General features: G+C 64.8%; 16 protein-coding genes and 1 pseudogene. 12 read left to right on the top strand and 5 right to left on the bottom strand.

The window, feature by feature from the left end; translation table 11 throughout:
• The 4 genes and pseudogenes from CYU89_RS13045 to CYU89_RS13030 all read left to right on the top strand — a co-directional run.
• Positions 1-1,647: nitrite/sulfite reductase (locus tag CYU89_RS13045; protein ID WP_296281573.1), on the top strand; the 1,647-nt coding region annotated here is incomplete at its 5' end.
• The gene (locus tag CYU89_RS13040) at positions 1,644-2,144 is read left to right on the top strand and encodes a DUF934 domain-containing protein (RefSeq protein ID WP_296281570.1); all 501 of its coding nucleotides are present in this window, start codon (positions 1,644-1,646) and stop codon (positions 2,142-2,144) included. The genes CYU89_RS13045 and CYU89_RS13040, both read left to right, overlap by 4 nt.
• A gap of 238 nt (positions 2,145-2,382) precedes the next feature.
• Positions 2,383-2,571: a hypothetical protein gene (locus tag CYU89_RS13035; RefSeq protein WP_296281568.1), complete on the top strand. Its 189-nt coding sequence runs from the start codon at positions 2,383-2,385 to the stop codon at positions 2,569-2,571.
• Positions 2,572-2,904: 333 nt separating this feature from the next.
• Positions 2,905-3,010: pseudogene (locus tag CYU89_RS13030) on the top strand (IS3 family transposase); the annotation flags it as partial.
• A gap of 117 nt (positions 3,011-3,127) precedes the next feature.
• Here the strand turns inward: CYU89_RS13030 and tadA are convergent.
• The 5 genes from tadA to map all read right to left on the bottom strand — a co-directional run bounded on the left by tadA (position 3,128) and on the right by map (position 9,184).
• Positions 3,128-3,631, bottom strand: a complete 504-nt coding sequence (tadA, locus tag CYU89_RS13025) for a tRNA adenosine(34) deaminase TadA (protein ID WP_296281567.1) — start codon at positions 3,629-3,631, stop codon at positions 3,128-3,130.
• A 22-nt stretch (positions 3,632-3,653) separates the two neighbouring features.
• A complete protein-coding gene (gene dapE, locus CYU89_RS13020; protein ID WP_296281565.1) occupies positions 3,654-4,781 on the bottom strand; it encodes a succinyl-diaminopimelate desuccinylase in 1,128 nt (375 codons plus the stop codon).
• 4 nt (positions 4,782-4,785) lie between these two features.
• A complete protein-coding gene (gene dapD / locus CYU89_RS13015) occupies positions 4,786-5,613 on the bottom strand; it encodes a 2,3,4,5-tetrahydropyridine-2,6-dicarboxylate N-succinyltransferase (protein WP_296281563.1) in 828 nt (275 codons plus the stop codon).
• A 79-nt stretch (positions 5,614-5,692) separates the two neighbouring features.
• Positions 5,693-8,368: a [protein-PII] uridylyltransferase gene (gene glnD / locus CYU89_RS13010; RefSeq protein WP_296281562.1), complete on the bottom strand. Its 2,676-nt coding sequence runs from the start codon at positions 8,366-8,368 to the stop codon at positions 5,693-5,695.
• Positions 8,369-8,395: 27 nt separating this feature from the next.
• Positions 8,396-9,184, bottom strand: coding sequence for a type I methionyl aminopeptidase (map, locus tag CYU89_RS13005; protein WP_296281561.1), 789 nt, complete (start codon positions 9,182-9,184; stop codon positions 8,396-8,398).
• Positions 9,185-9,450: 266 nt separating this feature from the next.
• On the opposite strand from map, the gene rpsB reads away from it, so the two are divergent.
• The 8 genes from rpsB to rseP all read left to right on the top strand — a co-directional run bounded on the left by rpsB (position 9,451) and on the right by rseP (position 16,729).
• Entirely contained in the window at positions 9,451-10,227 is a 777-nt protein-coding gene (gene rpsB, locus CYU89_RS13000; protein ID WP_296281559.1) for a 30S ribosomal protein S2, read from the top strand.
• A gap of 39 nt (positions 10,228-10,266) precedes the next feature.
• Positions 10,267-11,148, top strand: coding sequence for a translation elongation factor Ts (gene tsf / locus CYU89_RS12995; RefSeq protein ID WP_296281557.1), 882 nt, complete (start codon positions 10,267-10,269; stop codon positions 11,146-11,148).
• An 87-nt stretch (positions 11,149-11,235) separates the two neighbouring features.
• A complete protein-coding gene (gene pyrH, locus CYU89_RS12990) occupies positions 11,236-12,000 on the top strand; it encodes a UMP kinase (RefSeq protein WP_296281556.1) in 765 nt (254 codons plus the stop codon).
• 1 nt (position 12,001) lies between these two features.
• Positions 12,002-12,559 (top strand): ribosome recycling factor, encoded by a 558-nt coding sequence (frr, locus tag CYU89_RS12985; protein ID WP_296281555.1) that lies wholly within the window; start codon positions 12,002-12,004, stop codon positions 12,557-12,559.
• Positions 12,560-12,623: 64 nt separating this feature from the next.
• On the top strand, positions 12,624-13,385 hold the full coding sequence (gene uppS / locus CYU89_RS12980) for a polyprenyl diphosphate synthase (RefSeq protein WP_296281554.1): 762 nt from the start codon (positions 12,624-12,626) through the stop codon (positions 13,383-13,385).
• On the top strand, positions 13,375-14,193 hold the full coding sequence (locus CYU89_RS12975) for a phosphatidate cytidylyltransferase (protein WP_296281553.1): 819 nt from the start codon (positions 13,375-13,377) through the stop codon (positions 14,191-14,193). The genes uppS and CYU89_RS12975 overlap by 11 nt, the downstream gene beginning before the upstream one ends.
• The gene (ispC, locus tag CYU89_RS12970) at positions 14,184-15,368 is read left to right on the top strand and encodes a 1-deoxy-D-xylulose-5-phosphate reductoisomerase (protein ID WP_296281551.1); all 1,185 of its coding nucleotides are present in this window, start codon (positions 14,184-14,186) and stop codon (positions 15,366-15,368) included. Before CYU89_RS12975 ends, ispC begins: the two co-directional genes overlap by 10 nt.
• A complete protein-coding gene (gene rseP / locus CYU89_RS12965) occupies positions 15,365-16,729 on the top strand; it encodes an RIP metalloprotease RseP (RefSeq protein WP_296281549.1) in 1,365 nt (454 codons plus the stop codon). The genes ispC and rseP overlap by 4 nt, the downstream gene beginning before the upstream one ends.
• Positions 16,730-16,757 lie beyond the last annotated feature (28 nt).

Below are 16,757 nucleotides of genomic sequence, written 5' to 3'. Positions count from 1 at the left end.
CACGACCAGCGCCTGGTGGATGAGCGCGTCGCCCAGTTCCGGGACCAGACCCGCCGTTACCTGGCCGGACAGCTCAGTGAGGAGGAGTTCCGCCCCCTGCGGTTGCGCAACGGGCTGTACATCCAGCTTCATGCCCCCATGCTGCGCGTGGCCATTCCCTATGGGCTGCTGTCGTCGCGGCAGTTGCGCATGCTGGCCCACGTCGCGCGGACCTATGACCGCGACTATGGTCATTTCACCACCCGCCAGAATATCCAGTACAACTGGCCCGCCCTGGAGCGCGTGCCCGACATCCTGGCTGACCTGGCCACGGTGGAGATGCATGCCATCCAGACCAGCGGCAATTGCATCCGCAACGTCACCTCCGACCAACTGGCCGGCGTTTCCCCCGATGAGCTGGCCGATCCGCGTCCCTATTGCGAGATCATCCGCCAGTGGTCGACGCTGCACCCCGAATTCTCCTATCTGCCGCGCAAGTTCAAGATCGCGGTGACCGGTGCCCAGCGCGACCGCACCGCGGCTCAGGTCCATGACATCGGCCTGCAGATCGTCGACAGCGCCGCAGGCGAGCGCGGCTTTCGCGTGTTCGTCGGTGGCGGGCTCGGCCGAGCACCGATGATCGGCGAGGTGATCCGCGAGTTTTTGCCCGAGGCCGACCTGCTCACCTATCTGGAAGCCATCCTGCGGGTCTACAACCAGAACGGCCGGCGTGACAACATTCACAAGGCGCGTATCAAGATCCTGCTCAAGGCCTGGGGCCGGGAAGTCTTTGCGGCAGCGGTGGAGGCCGAATGGAAGCGGGAGCGGGGCGACGCCCTGCGCTTGCCGCCCGAGGAAGTGGCCCGCATGGCCGCCTATTTTGCGCCGCCGGCCTACAATGCCCAGGCTGCCCAGGACCGGATCGATCCGGCGGTGGAGGCCGATACGGCATTTGCCCGCTGGTATGCACGCAATACGGTGCCGCACAAGGTCGCCGGTTACCGCGCCGTTTCCGTCAGCCTGAAGTCCCCCGAGCGTCCGCCGGGTGATGCCACCGCAGCGGAGATGGATCTGGTCGCCGATCTGGCCGACCGCTACAGCTTCGGCGAGCTGCGGGTGACCCATCACCAGAACCTGTTGCTCGCCGATGTGCGCGTGGGCGACCTGCCGGCGCTGTGGCAGGGACTGCGGGATCATGGCCTGGCGCATCCCAACATCGGCACCCTCACCGACATGATCTGCTGCCCGGGGCTGGATTTCTGCTCGCTCGCCAATGCCGGGTCGATCGACGTGGCGCGACAGATCAACGCGCGCTTCGATGATCTGGATTACCTCTATGACCTGGGTGAGTTGCGGCTGAACATGTCCGGCTGCATGAATGCCTGTGGCCACCACCACGTCGGCCACATCGGCATCCTGGGCGTGGATAAGAAAGGCGAGGAGTGGTACCAGATCCAGGTCGGCGGCAGCTCGGAAAACAGCGCCTCCCTGGGCAAGGTGCTGGGCCCCTCGGTGCCCAAGGACCAGGTGGCCGAGGTCATCGGCCGGCTGCTCGCGGTCTATCTGGACCTGCGCGAGGATGGCGAACGTTTCCTCGATACCTATCGGCGCGTGGGCGTGGAGCCCTTCCGCGAACGGGCCTATGCGGAATTGGAGGTGGCGGCATGAGCGCGCAACTGTTGCATGTGGAGGGCCGCTTCATCGACGCCGATTCCTGGACGGCGGTGAGTGCCGACGACGCCCTGCCGGCGGGGCCGGTACTGGTAACGCTCGACCGCTGGCGCGCCGAGCGGGAGGCGCTGTTGGCCCGCGCCGCGCCGGTCGGCGTGGTATTGGAACCCGGTCAGCCGTTGGAAGAACTGGCGGCCGATCTTCCCCGCATTGCCTGCATCGCCCTGCGCTTTCCAAGCCCCGGAGAAGGACGGCCCTATAGCGCCGCCCGCCTGCTGCGTGAGCGCTACGGCTATCGCGGCGAGATCCGCGCCATTGGCGAAGTCTTGATCGACCAGGTGTATTTCCTGAAGCGCTCGGGCTTCGACGTGCTGGTCATGCGCGCCGACCAGGACCCACAAGCCACCTTGGCGGCCTTGCAGGCGTTCTCGGTGCGTTATCAACCCGCCTGGGATGAAGCCTTGCCCTTGTACCGCCGCCGCGCCACCGGTTGAACCCTCTTCCGTCACGACCAACTCAAGCCCAGCACGCAAAAAGCATCCGCCGCGGTCATCAGGCCGTCGGCTGCCGGCGCAGGTCCGGCGTTGCCCTGCCAGCAGGGCGTCCCATGGACGGAGCGCTTCAGCCCTGTCTGTCATCTATGATTCGTTCAGATCACCCTGAATCCGGGCGGTTGATTCCCCCGGGCTTGAAGATGGTTCTGGGCGGCGCAATTCCAAGGAGGAGCGTGTTATGAGGGCCGTATTTCGATCGATGGGCATCCTTGCGATGCTGCTGGGCGTTTGGTGGATTCTCCAGGGAACGGGGCTTGCGCCGGTCGGTTTTATGGCGAACCAAATGCCTTGGGCCTATCGCGGCCTTGCACTGGTCATCCTGGGTGGCGTGGCGCTCTTTGTTACCCGCTGCAAGCTGCCGCCTTGAGGCATTTCCCTGACGGGGAGAGGCGCGTCGAGCGCCTGTCACAGCCTCTGTCCGAGTCTGGCGCCTGTTGGGCTCTGGGTTATGCCGCTGGGCCTAGGCTGCTCATCCGCTAACCCGTAGGCGATAGCGTTCAGTTGCGATCGACGCAGGTTGTGGCGCGCCATGGCGGTGAAGCTTCGTCTTGAGCCGGTGGAAATGCTTATCCTTGGTCAATTGCAGCGCGGCCGTCCGGATCGTTTCCAAGCATGCCCCAAATCATCGGCCAGTCCAGAACACTCAAGCAGATACAGCGAAGAACAGATCATCGGGTTTCTCAAGCAAGCCGAAGCCGGGATGCCATCAAGGAACTCTGCCGCGAGGGCGGTTTCCCGGACGCCATCTTCTACACATGGCGGGCGGCATGGACGTCTCCGACACCCGGCGGCTCAAGGAACTGGAAACCACCATCAATTCGATTAACCTTGCAACTGGACTTCCCGCCTAATGATCGGTACGGCTACGGGGGGCAGGTCACGAGATGGCAAAGCGGCTTTTTGGGTCACAGGATACGTTCGGATCAGCGGCGGGCGCGGAAGAAATCGCGCAGCAGGGTGCTGCACTCGGTCGCCAGCACGCCGCCCTGGACTTGCACCTGGTGGTTGAGGCCGCTGTTGCAGAAGGCATTGAGCAGGCTGCCCGCCGCGCCGACCTTGGGGTCGGTGGCACCGTAAACCAGCCGCGCAATGCGGGCGTGGAGCATGGCGCCGACGCACATCAAACAGGGCTCGAGGGTGACATACAGACAGGTGTTGGGTAGGCGGTAGTTGTTCAGAAGTTGGCCTCCCGCGCGCAAGGCCAGGATCTCAGCGTGGGCGGTGGCGTCGCGCCGCCCGATGGGCTGGTTGAAACCTTCCCCCACGATGGCGCCGTCCCGCACCAGCACGGCGCCGACCGGGACTTCCCCCAGGGCTTCGGCCTGACGGGCCAGCGCCAGTGCACACGCCATGAAGACCCGGTCCTCGGCCGATGGGTTCGGCGCGTTCGGGCAGGCGTCGCCGGTCGATTCGGTGGGCGGGTTCATGAGCACCTCGAATGGACCCGGTTCACCCCAGCAGCCGCTCCAGCACCTGTTCATAGATGGCGGCGAGCTGGTCGAGCTCGGCCACATCCACCCATTCGTCGATCTGGTGGATGGAGGTGTTGACTGGACCCAGCTCGACCACCTGCGGGCAATAACGGGCAATGAAGCGGGCATCGGAGGTGCCGCCAATGGTGGAGCATTCCGCCTGCCGGCCGGTGACGGCCTCGATCGCCGCCCGCACCGTGTCGACCAGCAAGCCGGGCGCGGTCAGGAAGGGTTCGGCCCCCAGCGTCCAGTCGATGTGGAAATCCAGGCCATGCTGCGCCAGCAGCGCCTCGGTCCGCTCCTGCAGACTCGCCGCCGGGCTACCGGGATTGAAACGAAAGTTGAATTGCACGTTCAGCGTGCCGGGGATGACATTGCCGGCGCCGGTCCCCGCATGGAGATTGGAAATCTGCAAGGTTGTGGGCGGGAATTCGGGCGTGCCTTCGTCCCAGCGTTCGGCAACCAGATCGCTCAGGGCCGGGGCGGCGAGGTGAATGGGATTGATAGCCTTCTGGGGGTAGGCCACGTGTCCCTGTACGCCGTGCACCGTGAGATTGCCGCTCAGCGAGCCGCGCCGGCCGTTTTTGATGATGTCGCCCAAGGCGCGTTCGCTGGTGGGCTCGCCCACGATGCACCAGGTCGGCATGTCGCCGCGCCGGGCCAGTTCTTCCACCACGCGGACGGTGCCGTCCACCGCCGGGCCTTCCTCGTCGCTGGTCAGCAGCAGGCCGATGCGCCCGCGCGGGGCGGGGTGGCGGGCGAGGAAGGCGGTGATCGCGCTTACCATGGCGGCGAGGCTGCCTTTCATGTCGGCTGCGCCGCGACCGTAGAGCAGACCGTCGCGAATGGTGGGCACAAAGGGCGCCGAGGTCCATTGATCCTCGGGGCCGGTGGGCACGACATCGGTGTGGCCGGCGAAGGCGAACAGCGGACCGTTTTCGCCCCAGGTCGCCCACAGATTGCGCACCGCGCCAAACTGCAACACCTCGAACCGAAAGCCGAGCGGACGCAGATGCGCGCTGATCAATTCCTGGCAGCCGGCGTCCTCAGGTGTAACGGAGGGATGCGCAATAAGGGCCTGGGCCAGTTCAAAGGTCGTGGACATGGCCTTAGTCCACGTCGCGCAGCAGTTGGTTGATGCCGACCTTGGCGCGGGTCTTTTCATCGACCTGTTTCACGATGACGGCGCAATAGAGGCTGTAGCGCCCATCGGCCGAGGGCAGGCTGCCGGAGACCACCACGGCGCCGGCCGGAACGCGGCCGTAACTGACCGTTCCGGTCTGCCGGTCGTAGATGCGCGTGCTCTGACCGATGTAGACGCCCATGGAAATGACCGCGCCGCGCTCGACGATGACGCCCTCGACGATTTCCGAGCGGGCGCCGATGAAACAGTCGTCCTCGATGATGGTCGGCGCCGCTTGCAGCGGTTCCAGCACGCCGCCGATGCCGACGCCGCCGGAGAGGTGCACGTTGCGGCCGATCTGGGCGCAGGAGCCCACCGTGGCCCAGGTGTCGACCATGGTGTTTTCGCCCACGTAGGCGCCGATGTTCACATAGCTCGGCATCAGCACGGCGCCGCGCGCGATATAGGCGCCGCGCCGCACCGTGGCGGGCGGGACCACGCGCGCGCCCAGGGCGCGAAAGTCGGCCTCGGAAAAGCCGGCGAAGCGGGTTGGGACCTTGTCGTAGAAACGGCCGAAACCCCCATCCATGAGCTGGTTGTCTTCCAGCCGGAAGGACAACAGCACGGCCTTCTTCAGCCATTCATTGACCTGCCAGCCACCGCCGGGCAGGGGCTCGGCGACACGGCGCTGGCCTTGTTCCAGCAGCGCCAGCGCTTCCTGGACCGCGCGGCGGACCGCGGCGGGCGCATCCTGGGGCGTGAGCTGGGCGCGGTCCTCGAAGGCCGCTTCGATGGTCTGTTGCAATGCGGTCATGGCCAGCCTCCGGGGGAAAAAGGGCGGCCTATTCTAGCAGTCGGGCGCTCGGTTGACCGATCGGGTCCGTGGCGACTTTTTATCCCGAGGAATCATTCAGGGCTTCGGTCAGGACGGCGGTCAGTGTGGCGCGGATGGTGGGATCGTCGATGCGCCCCTGGGCATCCGTGATCCAGAACACGTCCTCGGCGCGTTCGCCGATGGTGGCGATCTTGGCGGCATGCACCCGAATGCCGTGGCGCGCGAACATCTGGCCGACGCAGGACAGCAGTCCGGGCCGGTCAGCGGCGATGAGTTCCATGGCGGTATGGGGACCCGGATCATCGCGGAAGTGGATCTGAGGTGGGGTATGGAACACCCGCGCCTGGCGCGAGGACCGGCGGGTGACCAGGAAGCCGTCCACGGGCGGGTTGTCGAGGATCCGCGTCAGTTGCTCGCGGATTTCCTGCAAGCGGTGGTGATCATTGACGAAGCAGCCGTTTTGTTCCAGCACCATGAAGGTGTCCAGCGCCCAGCCATCAGCGGTGGAGCTGATGCGTGCGTCCTGGATGGTGAGTCCCAGTTGGCACAGAACGGCGCTGATCAGGCCGAACAGGTAGTCCCGGTCGGGCAGGTAGAGAAAAATGGCCGTGCTGCCCCGATCGTTGTCGGGCCGCAACTGGATGACGGGCACATGCGGGCGGCCAGCCAGCAGCAGGGCGCGGGTCTGCCAGGCGATTTCATCGCCCTGGTGGCGCAGGAAATAGGCCTCCGGAAAGCCATCCCAGAGGGCCTGGGCGCGCCCTCGGTCCACGCCGCCGCGCGCCAGTTGGGCCAGCGCCTCTTCCCGATTTTCCGCCGCCACCAGGGCGGCATCCAGCGGTCGATCCAGGCCGCGCTCGATGGCCTCGCGCGTCGTATGGTAAAGCTGGCTCAGCAGGCGGAACTTCCAGTCGGTCAGCAGCGCCGGGTTGGTGCCGCGCATGTCCGCCACGGTGAGCAGGAACAAGTGGTCGAGCCGCAGCCGCGTGCGCACCTTGCGGGCGAAGGCGTGGATTTCCTGGGGATCGCTAATGTCCCGGCGCTGGGCAGTCATGGACATGAGCAGGTGATTGCGCACCAGCCATACCACCAGCTCGGTGTCGCGCTCCCCCAGCCCGTGACGGCAGCAGAAGTCGCTGGCCAGTTGGCCGCCGACATCGGAATGGTCGCCACCCCGACCCTTGCCCATGTCGTGGTAGAGCCCGGCGATATAAAGCAGCTCGCGCTTGGGAATGCGTTCGACGATCTCGCTGCACAGCGGGTATTCGTGGGCAAACTCGGGCACGGTTATGCGGCGCAGGTTGCGCACCACGAACAACAGGTGCTGGTCCACGGTGTAGGCATGGAACAGATCGAACTGCATGCGCCCGACCAGCGCGCCGAACTCCGGCAGGTAGCGCGCGAGGATGCCGTAGCGGTTCATTCGCCGCAGTTCGTGGGTGATGCCGTGGGGCTGGTTCAGCATTTCCATGAACAGGCTGCGCGCCCGGATGTCGTCCCGGAAAGGTCCGTCGATGAGGTAGCGATGTTGGCGGATCAGGCGGATGGTGGCGGCGCGCACACCCTGGATTTCCTGGTGTTCCATCAGCAGCAGGAAGATTTCCAAGAGCGCAAACGGGGATCGGCGGAAGACATCGGGCCGGGTCACTTCGATATGGCCGTGGCGTAGCTGGAAACGGGCATTCAGCGGGATCGGCGTCGCGTGGTCGTCGGGATGCAACAGCGTTTCGTCGAACAGTTGCAACAGCAACTCGTTCAGCCGGCTGATGCGGGTGACGGTGCGGTAGTAGTGTTGCATGAACTGCTCGACGGCCAGGTTGTTGTCCTGGTCGCAGTAGCCGAACAACCCGGCCAGTTTGAGCTGGACGTCGAACAGCAGCCGGTCTTCGCGGCGCCCGGTCAGCATGTGCAGCGCCCAGCGCACGCGCCACAGGAATTGTTGGCTGTCGACCAGGGAACGCAGCTCGCGCTCCGTCAAAAAGCCATGTTCGCGCAGTTCGTGCAGCGTCTCGGCCTGGAAATGGCGCTTGGCCACCCAGCCGATGGTCTGGATGTCGCGCAGGCCACCGGGGCTTTCCTTGACGTTGGGCTCCAACTGGTAGCCGGTATCTTGGAATTTATGATGGCGGGCATTCTGTTCCGCCACCTTGCCGGCGAAGAAGGCCTGGCTGTTCCACATGCGGCGTGGACTGGTGGCGGCCCGCATGGCTTCCAGCAGATGTCGGTCGCCATCCAGCGCGCGTGACTCCAGCAGATTGCACATGACCGTGAGATCGGTGCTGGCCATCTCGGCGCATTCGGCCACCGTGCGCACGCTGTGGCCCACCTGCAGCCCGGTATCCCACAGAAAAGTGAGGAAGCGCTCCAGCGGCGCCATGCATTCGGGATCTGCCTCGGCGGGTAGCAGAATGAGGACATCGATGTCGGAATGCGGCTGGAGTTCCCGGCGCCCGTATCCCCCCGTGGCCGCAAGGCACAATACCGCTGCCCAGTCACCCAGGAAGTGTTCCCAAGCCAGGCTCAGCAAACGATCAATGTGCGCCACCCGGGCCTGCATCAGTTGCTCGATGGCGACGCCTTGTTGCAATGCCGCCCATTGTTGACGATCCAGTTGCCGCAAGGCCTGCCGCAGGCGGGGCCGATCGGTGGCACCGGCCGCGAGCCACTGTTGCAGTTCGGTTTCCTGCAGCAGGGTGTCGTCGTCGGCAGTGAGCAGGGGTGCAGTGGTGGACATCGTGCCAGTACTCGATCAGGAGTGGGTTTATCCCGGCTGACCGGGATGGAGCACATCTTCGTCAGACCGCAGGGTGAGGATTTCGTGCCCGGTGTCGGTCACCAGCAGGGTGTGTTCCCATTGAGCCGAAAGGCTGTGGTCCTTGGTGACCACGGTCCAGCCGTCGGGCAACAGCTTCACCTGGCGTTTGCCGGTGTTGACCATGGGCTCGATGGTGAAACACATGCCGGCCTGCAGGATCAGGCCGGTGCCGGGAGTACCATAGTGCAGCACTTGAGGATCCTCGTGGAACACCCGGCCGATGCCATGGCCGCAATATTCCCGCACCACGCTGAAGCGCTCCCGCTCCACATAGGCCTGAATGGCGGCGCCGATATCGCCCAGCCGCACGCCCGGCCGGACCAGATTGATGCCGACGAACAGGGCTTCCCGGGTCACCTGCACCAATCGCCGTGCCAGCACCGAGCCCTCGCCGACAAAGAACATGGCGCTGGTGTCGCCGTGGAAACCATCCTTGATGACGGTGATGTCCAGGTTGGCGATATCGCCCGATTTGAGCACCTTCGGTCCCGGGATGCCGTGGCAGACCACGTGGTTGACCGAGGTGCAGATGGACTTGGGGAAGCCGTTGTAGTTGAGCGGCGCGGGGATGGCGCGTTGTTCCTCCACGATATACTCGTGGCACAGGCGGTCGAGTTGCTCGGTGGTCACCCCCGGTTGCACATGGGGGGCGATCATTTCCAGCACTTGCGCGGCCAGCCGGCCGGCCACGCGCATTTTTTCCTGTTCTTCAGGCGTTTTCAGATTGACCTGCATGGTGGGGCTCATCATGGAAGGAGGGCGCAAGGGAATGGCGGGTGAGCGGATGGCCCGACTCCCAGCCGATTTGTCGTGAAATGAAGGTCTATGGTATAAATCGCCGGCTTTTTCAGCAACAACTTAGCCCGCAACCCGGCTGTCCAGAGGACGGTCAGGGGCGGAATTATTCCACACGTGCGCCGTCACAGCTTGCTGGGTGCCTGGAAACAGGTGGCAATCTGGGGCGCGCGGAGGCTTAACCCACACATCTGGAGTTCTTTATCATGCCTGATATTTCGATGCGTCAACTGCTTGAAGCCGGTGTTCACTTTGGCCACCAGACCCGGTATTGGAATCCGCGCATGGCGCCTTACATCTTCGGCGCCCGCAACAATATCCACATCATCAATCTTGAGCATACCCTGCCCTTGCTGCGCGAGGCGCTGGACCATGGCCGCAAGATTGTGGCCGGTGGCGGCACGATCTTGTTCGTGGGCACCAAGCGCGCCGCTTCCGATCATATGCGTGAACAGGCCGCGCGTTGCGGCATGCCTTTCGTCGCGCATCGCTGGCTGGGCGGCATGCTGACCAACTGGCAGACCGTGCGTCAGTCCATCCGTCGGCTCAAGAACCTCGAGCTGATGACCGAGGACGGCACCCTGGACAAGCTGAGCAAGAAAGAAGCGCTGATGCTGAGCCGCGAGCGCGAGAAGCTGGAGCGCAGCCTGGGCGGTATCAAGGACATGAACCGGCTGCCCGACGCGCTGTTCATCGTCGATGTCGGCCATGAAGCGATTGCCGTGAGCGAGGCCGCCAAGCTCGGTATCCCCGTGATTGGCGTGGTGGACACCAACAACTCGCCGTTGGGCGTGAACTACACCATCCCCGGCAACGACGACGCCATGCGCGCCGTGGGCTTGTATGCCCAGCTCATGGCGGATGCGGTGCTGGAAGGCAAGCACGGTCGCGCCGATGCCGGCTTGATGGGCGATGACTTCATCGAAGTCGAAGTCGAGGTGCCGCCTGTACACGTGGCGGATGCGCCTGAAGCCACTCACTGAAGCCCGCAACCGGATTGCATTGATCCCAAGGAGATTTTCATGTCCGTTACGGCGACCATGGTCAAAGAGCTGCGCGAACGTACCGGCGCAGGAATGATGGAATGCAAGAAGGCCCTTACCGAGACGGCGGGGGATCTGGATCAGGCCATTGAGCTGATGCGCAAGCAGGGGCTCGCCAAGGCCGACAAGAAAGCCGGCCGCGTGGCGGCCGAAGGGCGCGTGGTGGTGCAGCGTGACGCGACGGGGAGCGCGGCGATTGCCATCGAGGTCAATTGCGAGACCGATTTCGTTGGCGGCGGGGACGAGTTCCAGACCTTCGCCAACCTGGTCGCCGAGGCGGCGCTGGCTGCGGCGCCGGTCGATCTGGATGCCTTGCTGGCGTTGTCCTTGCCCAGCGGGGCGAGCGTGGACGAGCGGCGCCGCGAAATGGTGGCCAAGATTGGCGAGAACATCGCCGTGCGCCGCTTCGAACACCTGGCTCGCCGGGGCGATGTGTTCGGGCTCTACAGCCACGGCAGCCGGATTGGCGTCGTCGTGGATCTCAAGGGCGGCGACGAGGCGCTGGCGCGGGATATCGCCATGCACATCGCTGCCAGCCGTCCGCTGTGTATTTCGCCCGATGAGGTGCCTGCCGATCTGGTGGCCAAGGAACGGGAGATCTTCGAGGCCCAGGCGCGTGAAAGCGGCAAGCCCGAGGAGATCATCCAAAAGATGGTCGACGGTCGTGTACGCAAGTACCTGAGTGAGGTCGCCCTCGTGGGCCAGCCCTTCGTCAAGGATGCCGATCAGACCGTGGGTCAGCGCCTCAAGCAAGCCGGTGCCCAGGTCATGCGCTTCGTGCGCCTGGAAGTGGGCGAAGGCGTGGAGAAGAAGACCGAGAATTTTGCCGAGGAAGTGATGGCGCAGGTACGCGGCGGCTAAACCCGCTGGACAGTCGATTGCAAGCAGGGCACTCACCGATCTGAGTGCCCCGCAGCGCCAGACTCCTTCAATCCTGCCGAGGACGCCATGACGCCAACCGCTCCCGCTTATCGCCGTATCCTCCTCAAGATCAGTGGCGAAGCCTTGATGGGGGAGGTCGATTATGGGGTCGACCCGGCCGTGATCGGTCGCATGGCCGAGGAGATCCGCGATGTGCGCGATCTGGGCGTGCAGATCGGTGTGGTGATCGGTGGCGGCAATATCTTTCGTGGGGCGGGTCTGGCGGATGCCGGCATGGACCGCGTCACCGCCGATCACATGGGCATGCTGGCCACGGTGATGAATGCCCTGGCGCTGCAGGATGCCCTGGAACGCCTGGGCGTTTTTGCCCGGGTCATGTCGGCGCTGCGCATCAACCAGGTGTGCGAGGACTATATCCGCCGCCGGGCCATCCGGCATCTGGAAAAAGGCCGCGTGGTGCTGTTTGCGGCGGGGACCGGAAATCCGTTTTTCACCACGGACACGGCCGCCAGCCTGCGCGCCATCGAGATCAGTGCCGACTTGCTGCTCAAGGCCACGAAAGTGGATGGCGTGTACAGCGCCGATCCAGTCAAGGACCCCAGTGCCCGGCGTTACGACCACCTGAATTACGATGAGGTTCTGGATCGGCGCTTGATGGTGATGGATACCACGGCCATCGTGTTGTGCCGGGATCACAGCTTGCCCCTGCGGGTGTTCGACATCAAGCAGGGAGGCGCCTTGATGCGGATCGTGACCGGCGATCAAACCGTGGGGACGACTGTGGATAACGGCGCTGGCGCGCCCGTGCAGGCGAATCGTCTGGGAGCATGAGATGATCGATGAAATCCGCAAGGATGCCGCGGAACGGATGAAGAAAAGCATCGAAGTGCTGCGGCATAATCTCTCCAAGATCCGTACCGGCCGGGCGCATACCAGCCTGGTGGATCACATCACCGTCCCTTATTACGGCAGTGACATGCCGCTGGGGCAGGTGGCCAGCGTGACGGTAACCGACGCTCGAACGCTGACCATTACCCCCTGGGAAAAAAACATGGTGGCGCCCGTGGAAAAAGCCCTCATGGCTTCCGACTTAGGCATCACCCCCAATACCGCCGGCATGGTGATCCGCATCATCCTGCCACCCCTGACCGAGGAACGGCGCCGTGACCTGGTCAAGGTGGTGCGTCATGAGGGGGAGAATGCCAAGGTGGCGGTGCGCGCCATCCGGCGTGACGCCAACGATCATTTCAAACAACTCGAAAAAGAAAAGCTCACCAGCGAAGACCTGGTGCGGCGTGCCCAGGAGGAGATGCAGAAGATCACCGATGAACACATCGCGCAAATCGACCGCGTCTTGGAAGAGAAAGAACACGAATTGATGCAGGTCTGATGAGCCCTGGGGTCTCTTTGTCGCCTGCCGCATTTCCTCCTTCGGCAAGACCGGGGGTTCTCCCATGAATCCAGTTTCCACGAACGTCGTGCCCCGGCACGTAGCCATCATCATGGATGGCAACGGGCGTTGGGCGACACAGCGCGGACAGCCACGTCTGTATGGCCATGAAGCCGGGGTTCGCGCCACGCGCGCCGTGGTGCGGGCCTGCCGCGATGCTGGGATCGGTTTCCTCACCCTCTACGCCTTCAGCAGTGAGAACTGGTTTCGCCCCGCAGCGGAAGTGGGTTTTTTGCTGGAGCTGTTCGTGCGCACCATGGGGGTGGAGCTGGACACGCTCCACGCCGAGGGGGTGCGGGTACGCTTCATCGGCGATCGGCAACGGCTCCCGCAAACCCTGACGACCGTGATGGAAGCCAGCGAACGGCGCACCGCCGGCAATCCGGGCATGGTGCTGGTCATCGCGCTGGGCTATGGCGGTCGTCAGGACCTTGTTCAGGCCGTGCGTGCGCTGGGTCGGCGCATCGAGGCCACGACCCTGCGGGCGGAAGAGATTACCGAGGCCGATCTGGGCGCAGCCCTGGCCTTGGGCGATCTGCCCGATCCCGATCTGCTGATCCGCACCGGCGGGGAATATCGCATCAGCAATTTCCTGTTGTGGCACCTGGCCTATGCGGAACTGTATTTCTGCGACACCCTCTGGCCTGATTTCGGGCCTGCCGAACTGAGCAGCGCGCTGGCCTGGTACGCGGGGCGGGAGCGCCGCTTCGGCCGCACGGAGCCGCCGTCTTCGGGGGTGGTGATGGAGAATATGGATGATCAGTGACCGTGTCCGGACCGCCCTGTGGATCATCCCGCCCGTGGTGGCTGCCGTCCTGTTCCTGCCCAATGCCTGGGTGGCGGTTTTGTTTGCGGGCGTCGTCTGGGGTGCAGGGCAGGAGTGGACGGCCCTGATGGGTTGGCCGCACGACGGCGGCCGGGCGGCCGGTCTGTTTCTGCTGCCGCTGCTGGCAGTGGCCTATGTGCTGGGCGACCTCGCCGTGGTCAATGTCCTGCTCGGCGCAGCGCTGCTGTGGTGGGTGCTGGCCACCGTATGGGTCATGCGCTTCCCGGCTGGCCTACCGAGCGGCGCCTTGCTGCGCGGCCGCAAGCTGGTGGTGGGTCTGGCGCTGCTGGTCCCCGCCTGGCTGGCGCTGGTGGTGTTGCATGGCATGCCCCAGGGTCCGCGTTGGCTGTTGCTGCTGCTGGTGATGATCTGGCTGGCCGATGGCGGTGCTTACTACACCGGCCGGCGGTTCGGGGGGCGCAAGCTGGCGCCTCGGGTGAGTCCGGGCAAGACCTGGGCAGGATACTGGGGGGGGCTCGGCGCAGGTACGCTGACCGGTCTTCTGGGCGCGGCCTTGTTGGGGCTGGACATCCCCACCGTAGGGGTCTATGCCGGAGTATGTCTGGTTACGGTGGCGGGCTCAGTTGTGGGGGATCTGACAGTGAGCATGTTCAAGCGCCAGATGGGCGTCAAGGACACGGGCCATTTGTTGCCCGGCCATGGCGGTATTCTGGATCGTATCGACAGCCTCACCGCCGCAGCCCCCATTTTCACCTGGGGACTGGGCAGGGCGCAGGGATGGCTGTAACCGGCCTGTGCATCCTCGGAGCCACCGGCAGCGTCGGCTGTAGCACCCTGGACGTGGTGGCACGGCACCCTGAGCGATTCCGGGTGGTGGCGCTCACGGCCCATCGGCAGGGCGAGCGCTTGCTGGAGCAATGCCGACGCTTCCGTCCAGATGTGGCTGTGGTCGACAGCGTTGATGCCGCCGAGCGGCTGCGGGCGGGATTGGACGCAGCCGGTGTGCCCACTACGGTGTGGCACGGCGAGGCGGGCTTGATCCAGGCCGCCAGTCTGCCGGAGGTAACCGCGGTGATGGCGGCCATCGTGGGCGCCGCTGGACTGTTGCCCACCTTGAGCGCCGTGCGTGCGGGGAAAACGGTCCTGCTCGCCAACAAGGAATCCGTCGTCATGGGCGGGGCCTTGTTCATGGATGAGGTGCGCCGCCACGGCGCCCGGCTGATCCCCATCGACAGCGAACACAACGCCATTTTCCAGTGCCTGCCGCGGGATTTCGCACCCGGCCTGGATGGCGCGGGAGTGCGCCGCTTGCTGCTCACCGCATCGGGCGGCCCGTTTCGCCAATTCCCAGCGGAACAACTGGCGCATGTCACGCCGCAGGCCGCCTGCGCCCATCCCAACTGGGTGATGGGCCGCAAGATCTCGGTCGATTCGGCCACCTTGATGAACAAAGGTCTGGAGGTCATTGAGGCGCATTGGTTGTTCGGCCTGCCGCCGGAGCGCATCGAGGTGGTGGTGCATCCCCAAAGTGTGGTGCACTCCTTGGTGGAATACGTCGATGGCTCGGTGCTGGCCCAGCTCGGCCATCCCGACATGCGCACGCCCATCGCCCATGCCCTGGGTTGGCCGCAGCGGCTGGACGTCGGCTTGCCCCTGCTGGATCTGGTGCAAATCGGCCAATTGAACTTTGAGGCGCCGGATCGGGAGCGCTTCCCGGCCCTTGATCTGGCCTACCAAGCGCTGCGGGCGGGTGGCGGGGCGCCCGTGGTGTTGAACGCGGCCAACGAGGCGGCGGTTGCCGCGTTCTTGGCAAATCGCCTGCCGTTCACCGGGATTGGCGAGCTCATCGGTCGTGTCCTGGCACAATTGGGCGGCGAACCGGCGGGATGCTGGGAGGCGGTGATAGAATTGGACCGTCGCACGCGCGCAACCTGCGCGGCGTGGCTCGGGGGTGAAGCATGACTCAGGTGGTATCGTCCTTGCTGGCGTTTCTGGTGGCCTTGGCCGTTTTGATCGCGGTCCATGAGTGGGGTCATTTCTGGGTGGCGCGCCGACTTGGCGTGAAGGTGCTGCGCTTCAGCGTCGGATTCGGCCGATCCGTGTGGCAACGCACCGGCGCGGATGGCACCGAATATCGCTTGGCGCTGATTCCCCTTGGCGGCTACGTCAAGATGCTTGATGAGCGTGAAGGGGCCGTGGCGCCGGCGGACCTCGGGCGGGCATTCAATCGCCAGTCGGTTGGCATCCGCGCGGCCATTGTATCCGCCGGTCCCATCGCCAACCTGTTGCTGGCAATCGCCCTGTACTGGCTGGTGTTGTGCTTGGGCGTGCCTGGACTGCGCACGCTGGTGGACGCGCCGGCGCCCAACACCCCTGCCGCCCGGGCTGGATTGCAGGCGGGTGATGAAATCCTGAGCGTCAACGACGCCTCGACCCCCACCTGGGAGCAGTTGGGCCTGCGTCTGGTGCAGGCGGCGCTGGACGATGCGCCCCTGGAGTTTGAGGTGCGGCGCGCCGACGGAACCCGGCAGGCGCTGGTCCTGGATGCGGATCTGTCGCAGGCGCTGGAAGATCCAGCCAGGCTGCACGAGTCCCTGGGACTTGCGCCCTACCGGCCGGCTCTGCCGGCCCAGATGGGTCAGCTCCAGGCGGATGGGCCGGCCGTTCAGGCAGGACTGCGCTCCGGTGATCGCATTGTGCGCATGGACGGGGCGCCGGTCGCTGACTGGGAGGATTGGGTCGGACAGGTGCGTAGCCGTCCCGATCAAGCCGTCCCCATTGAGGTTTCGCGTCGCGGCGAAATGCTGCGTTTGGACCTCCGCATCGGTGCGCGGGAGCAGGATGGTGTGCGGATTGGTTTTGTCGGAGCCAGTCCCGAAGTCCCCCAACAGTTGCAAGACAGCCTGCGGGCCGAGTACCGTTATGCCCCGTTGGCGGCGCTGCCGGTGGCCGTTGAGCGCACCTGGCAGATGAGCCTGATGACGGTGCGGATGTTGGCGCGCATGGCCACCGGGCGATTGGGGCTGGAAAATTTGAGTGGCCCGGTCAACATTGCCCAGTACGCCGGGTATTCCGCCCAGATTGGCCTGGTGTCCTATCTGGGGTTCCTGGCCGTCATCAGCATCAGTCTGGGCGTGCTCAATTTGCTGCCGATCCCGGTGCTCGACGGCGGTCACTTGGCGTTCTACCTGGCCGAGTGGGTGCGGGGTCGGCCCTTGTCCGAGCGCGTCCAGCATTGGGGTCAGCAGGCTGGCATCCTTGCCTTGGCGCTCATGATGGGGCTCGCTTTTTACAACGATTTCATGCGACTTTTGGCGCCGTGAGCCAGCCGCTGGCCCATGCTACGGATCC

The sequence above is a fragment of the Pseudoxanthomonas sp. genome (assembly GCF_002863005.1).
Lineage (GTDB): Bacteria > Pseudomonadota > Gammaproteobacteria > Xanthomonadales > Xanthomonadaceae > Pseudoxanthomonas_A.
This window is presented reverse-complemented; position numbering and strand designations above follow the sequence as displayed.

Excerpts from the sequence above, each read along its gene's own strand:
- CYU89_RS13035 (WP_296281568.1), top strand. The coding sequence starts at position 2,383 with ATGAGGGCCGTATTTCGATCGATGGGCATCCTTGCGATGCTGCTGGGC.
- dapD (WP_296281563.1), bottom strand. The coding sequence starts at position 5,613 with ATGACCGCATTGCAACAGACCATCGAAGCGGCCTTCGAGGACCGCGCC.
- rpsB (WP_296281559.1), top strand. The coding sequence starts at position 9,451 with ATGCCTGATATTTCGATGCGTCAACTGCTTGAAGCCGGTGTTCACTTT.
- CYU89_RS12975 (WP_296281553.1), top strand. The coding sequence starts at position 13,375 with ATGATCAGTGACCGTGTCCGGACCGCCCTGTGGATCATCCCGCCCGTG.
- dapE (WP_296281565.1), bottom strand. The coding sequence starts at position 4,781 with ATGTCCACGACCTTTGAACTGGCCCAGGCCCTTATTGCGCATCCCTCC.
- map (WP_296281561.1), bottom strand. The coding sequence starts at position 9,184 with ATGCAGGTCAATCTGAAAACGCCTGAAGAACAGGAAAAAATGCGCGTG.
- pyrH (WP_296281556.1), top strand. The coding sequence starts at position 11,236 with ATGACGCCAACCGCTCCCGCTTATCGCCGTATCCTCCTCAAGATCAGT.
- tadA (WP_296281567.1), bottom strand. The coding sequence starts at position 3,631 with ATGAACCCGCCCACCGAATCGACCGGCGACGCCTGCCCGAACGCGCCG.
- uppS (WP_296281554.1), top strand. The coding sequence starts at position 12,624 with ATGAATCCAGTTTCCACGAACGTCGTGCCCCGGCACGTAGCCATCATC.
- frr (WP_296281555.1), top strand. The coding sequence starts at position 12,002 with ATGATCGATGAAATCCGCAAGGATGCCGCGGAACGGATGAAGAAAAGC.
- glnD (WP_296281562.1), bottom strand. The coding sequence starts at position 8,368 with ATGTCCACCACTGCACCCCTGCTCACTGCCGACGACGACACCCTGCTG.
- tsf (WP_296281557.1), top strand. The coding sequence starts at position 10,267 with ATGTCCGTTACGGCGACCATGGTCAAAGAGCTGCGCGAACGTACCGGC.
- rseP (WP_296281549.1), top strand. The coding sequence starts at position 15,365 with ATGACTCAGGTGGTATCGTCCTTGCTGGCGTTTCTGGTGGCCTTGGCC.
- ispC (WP_296281551.1), top strand. The coding sequence starts at position 14,184 with ATGGCTGTAACCGGCCTGTGCATCCTCGGAGCCACCGGCAGCGTCGGC.
- CYU89_RS13040 (WP_296281570.1), top strand. The coding sequence starts at position 1,644 with ATGAGCGCGCAACTGTTGCATGTGGAGGGCCGCTTCATCGACGCCGAT.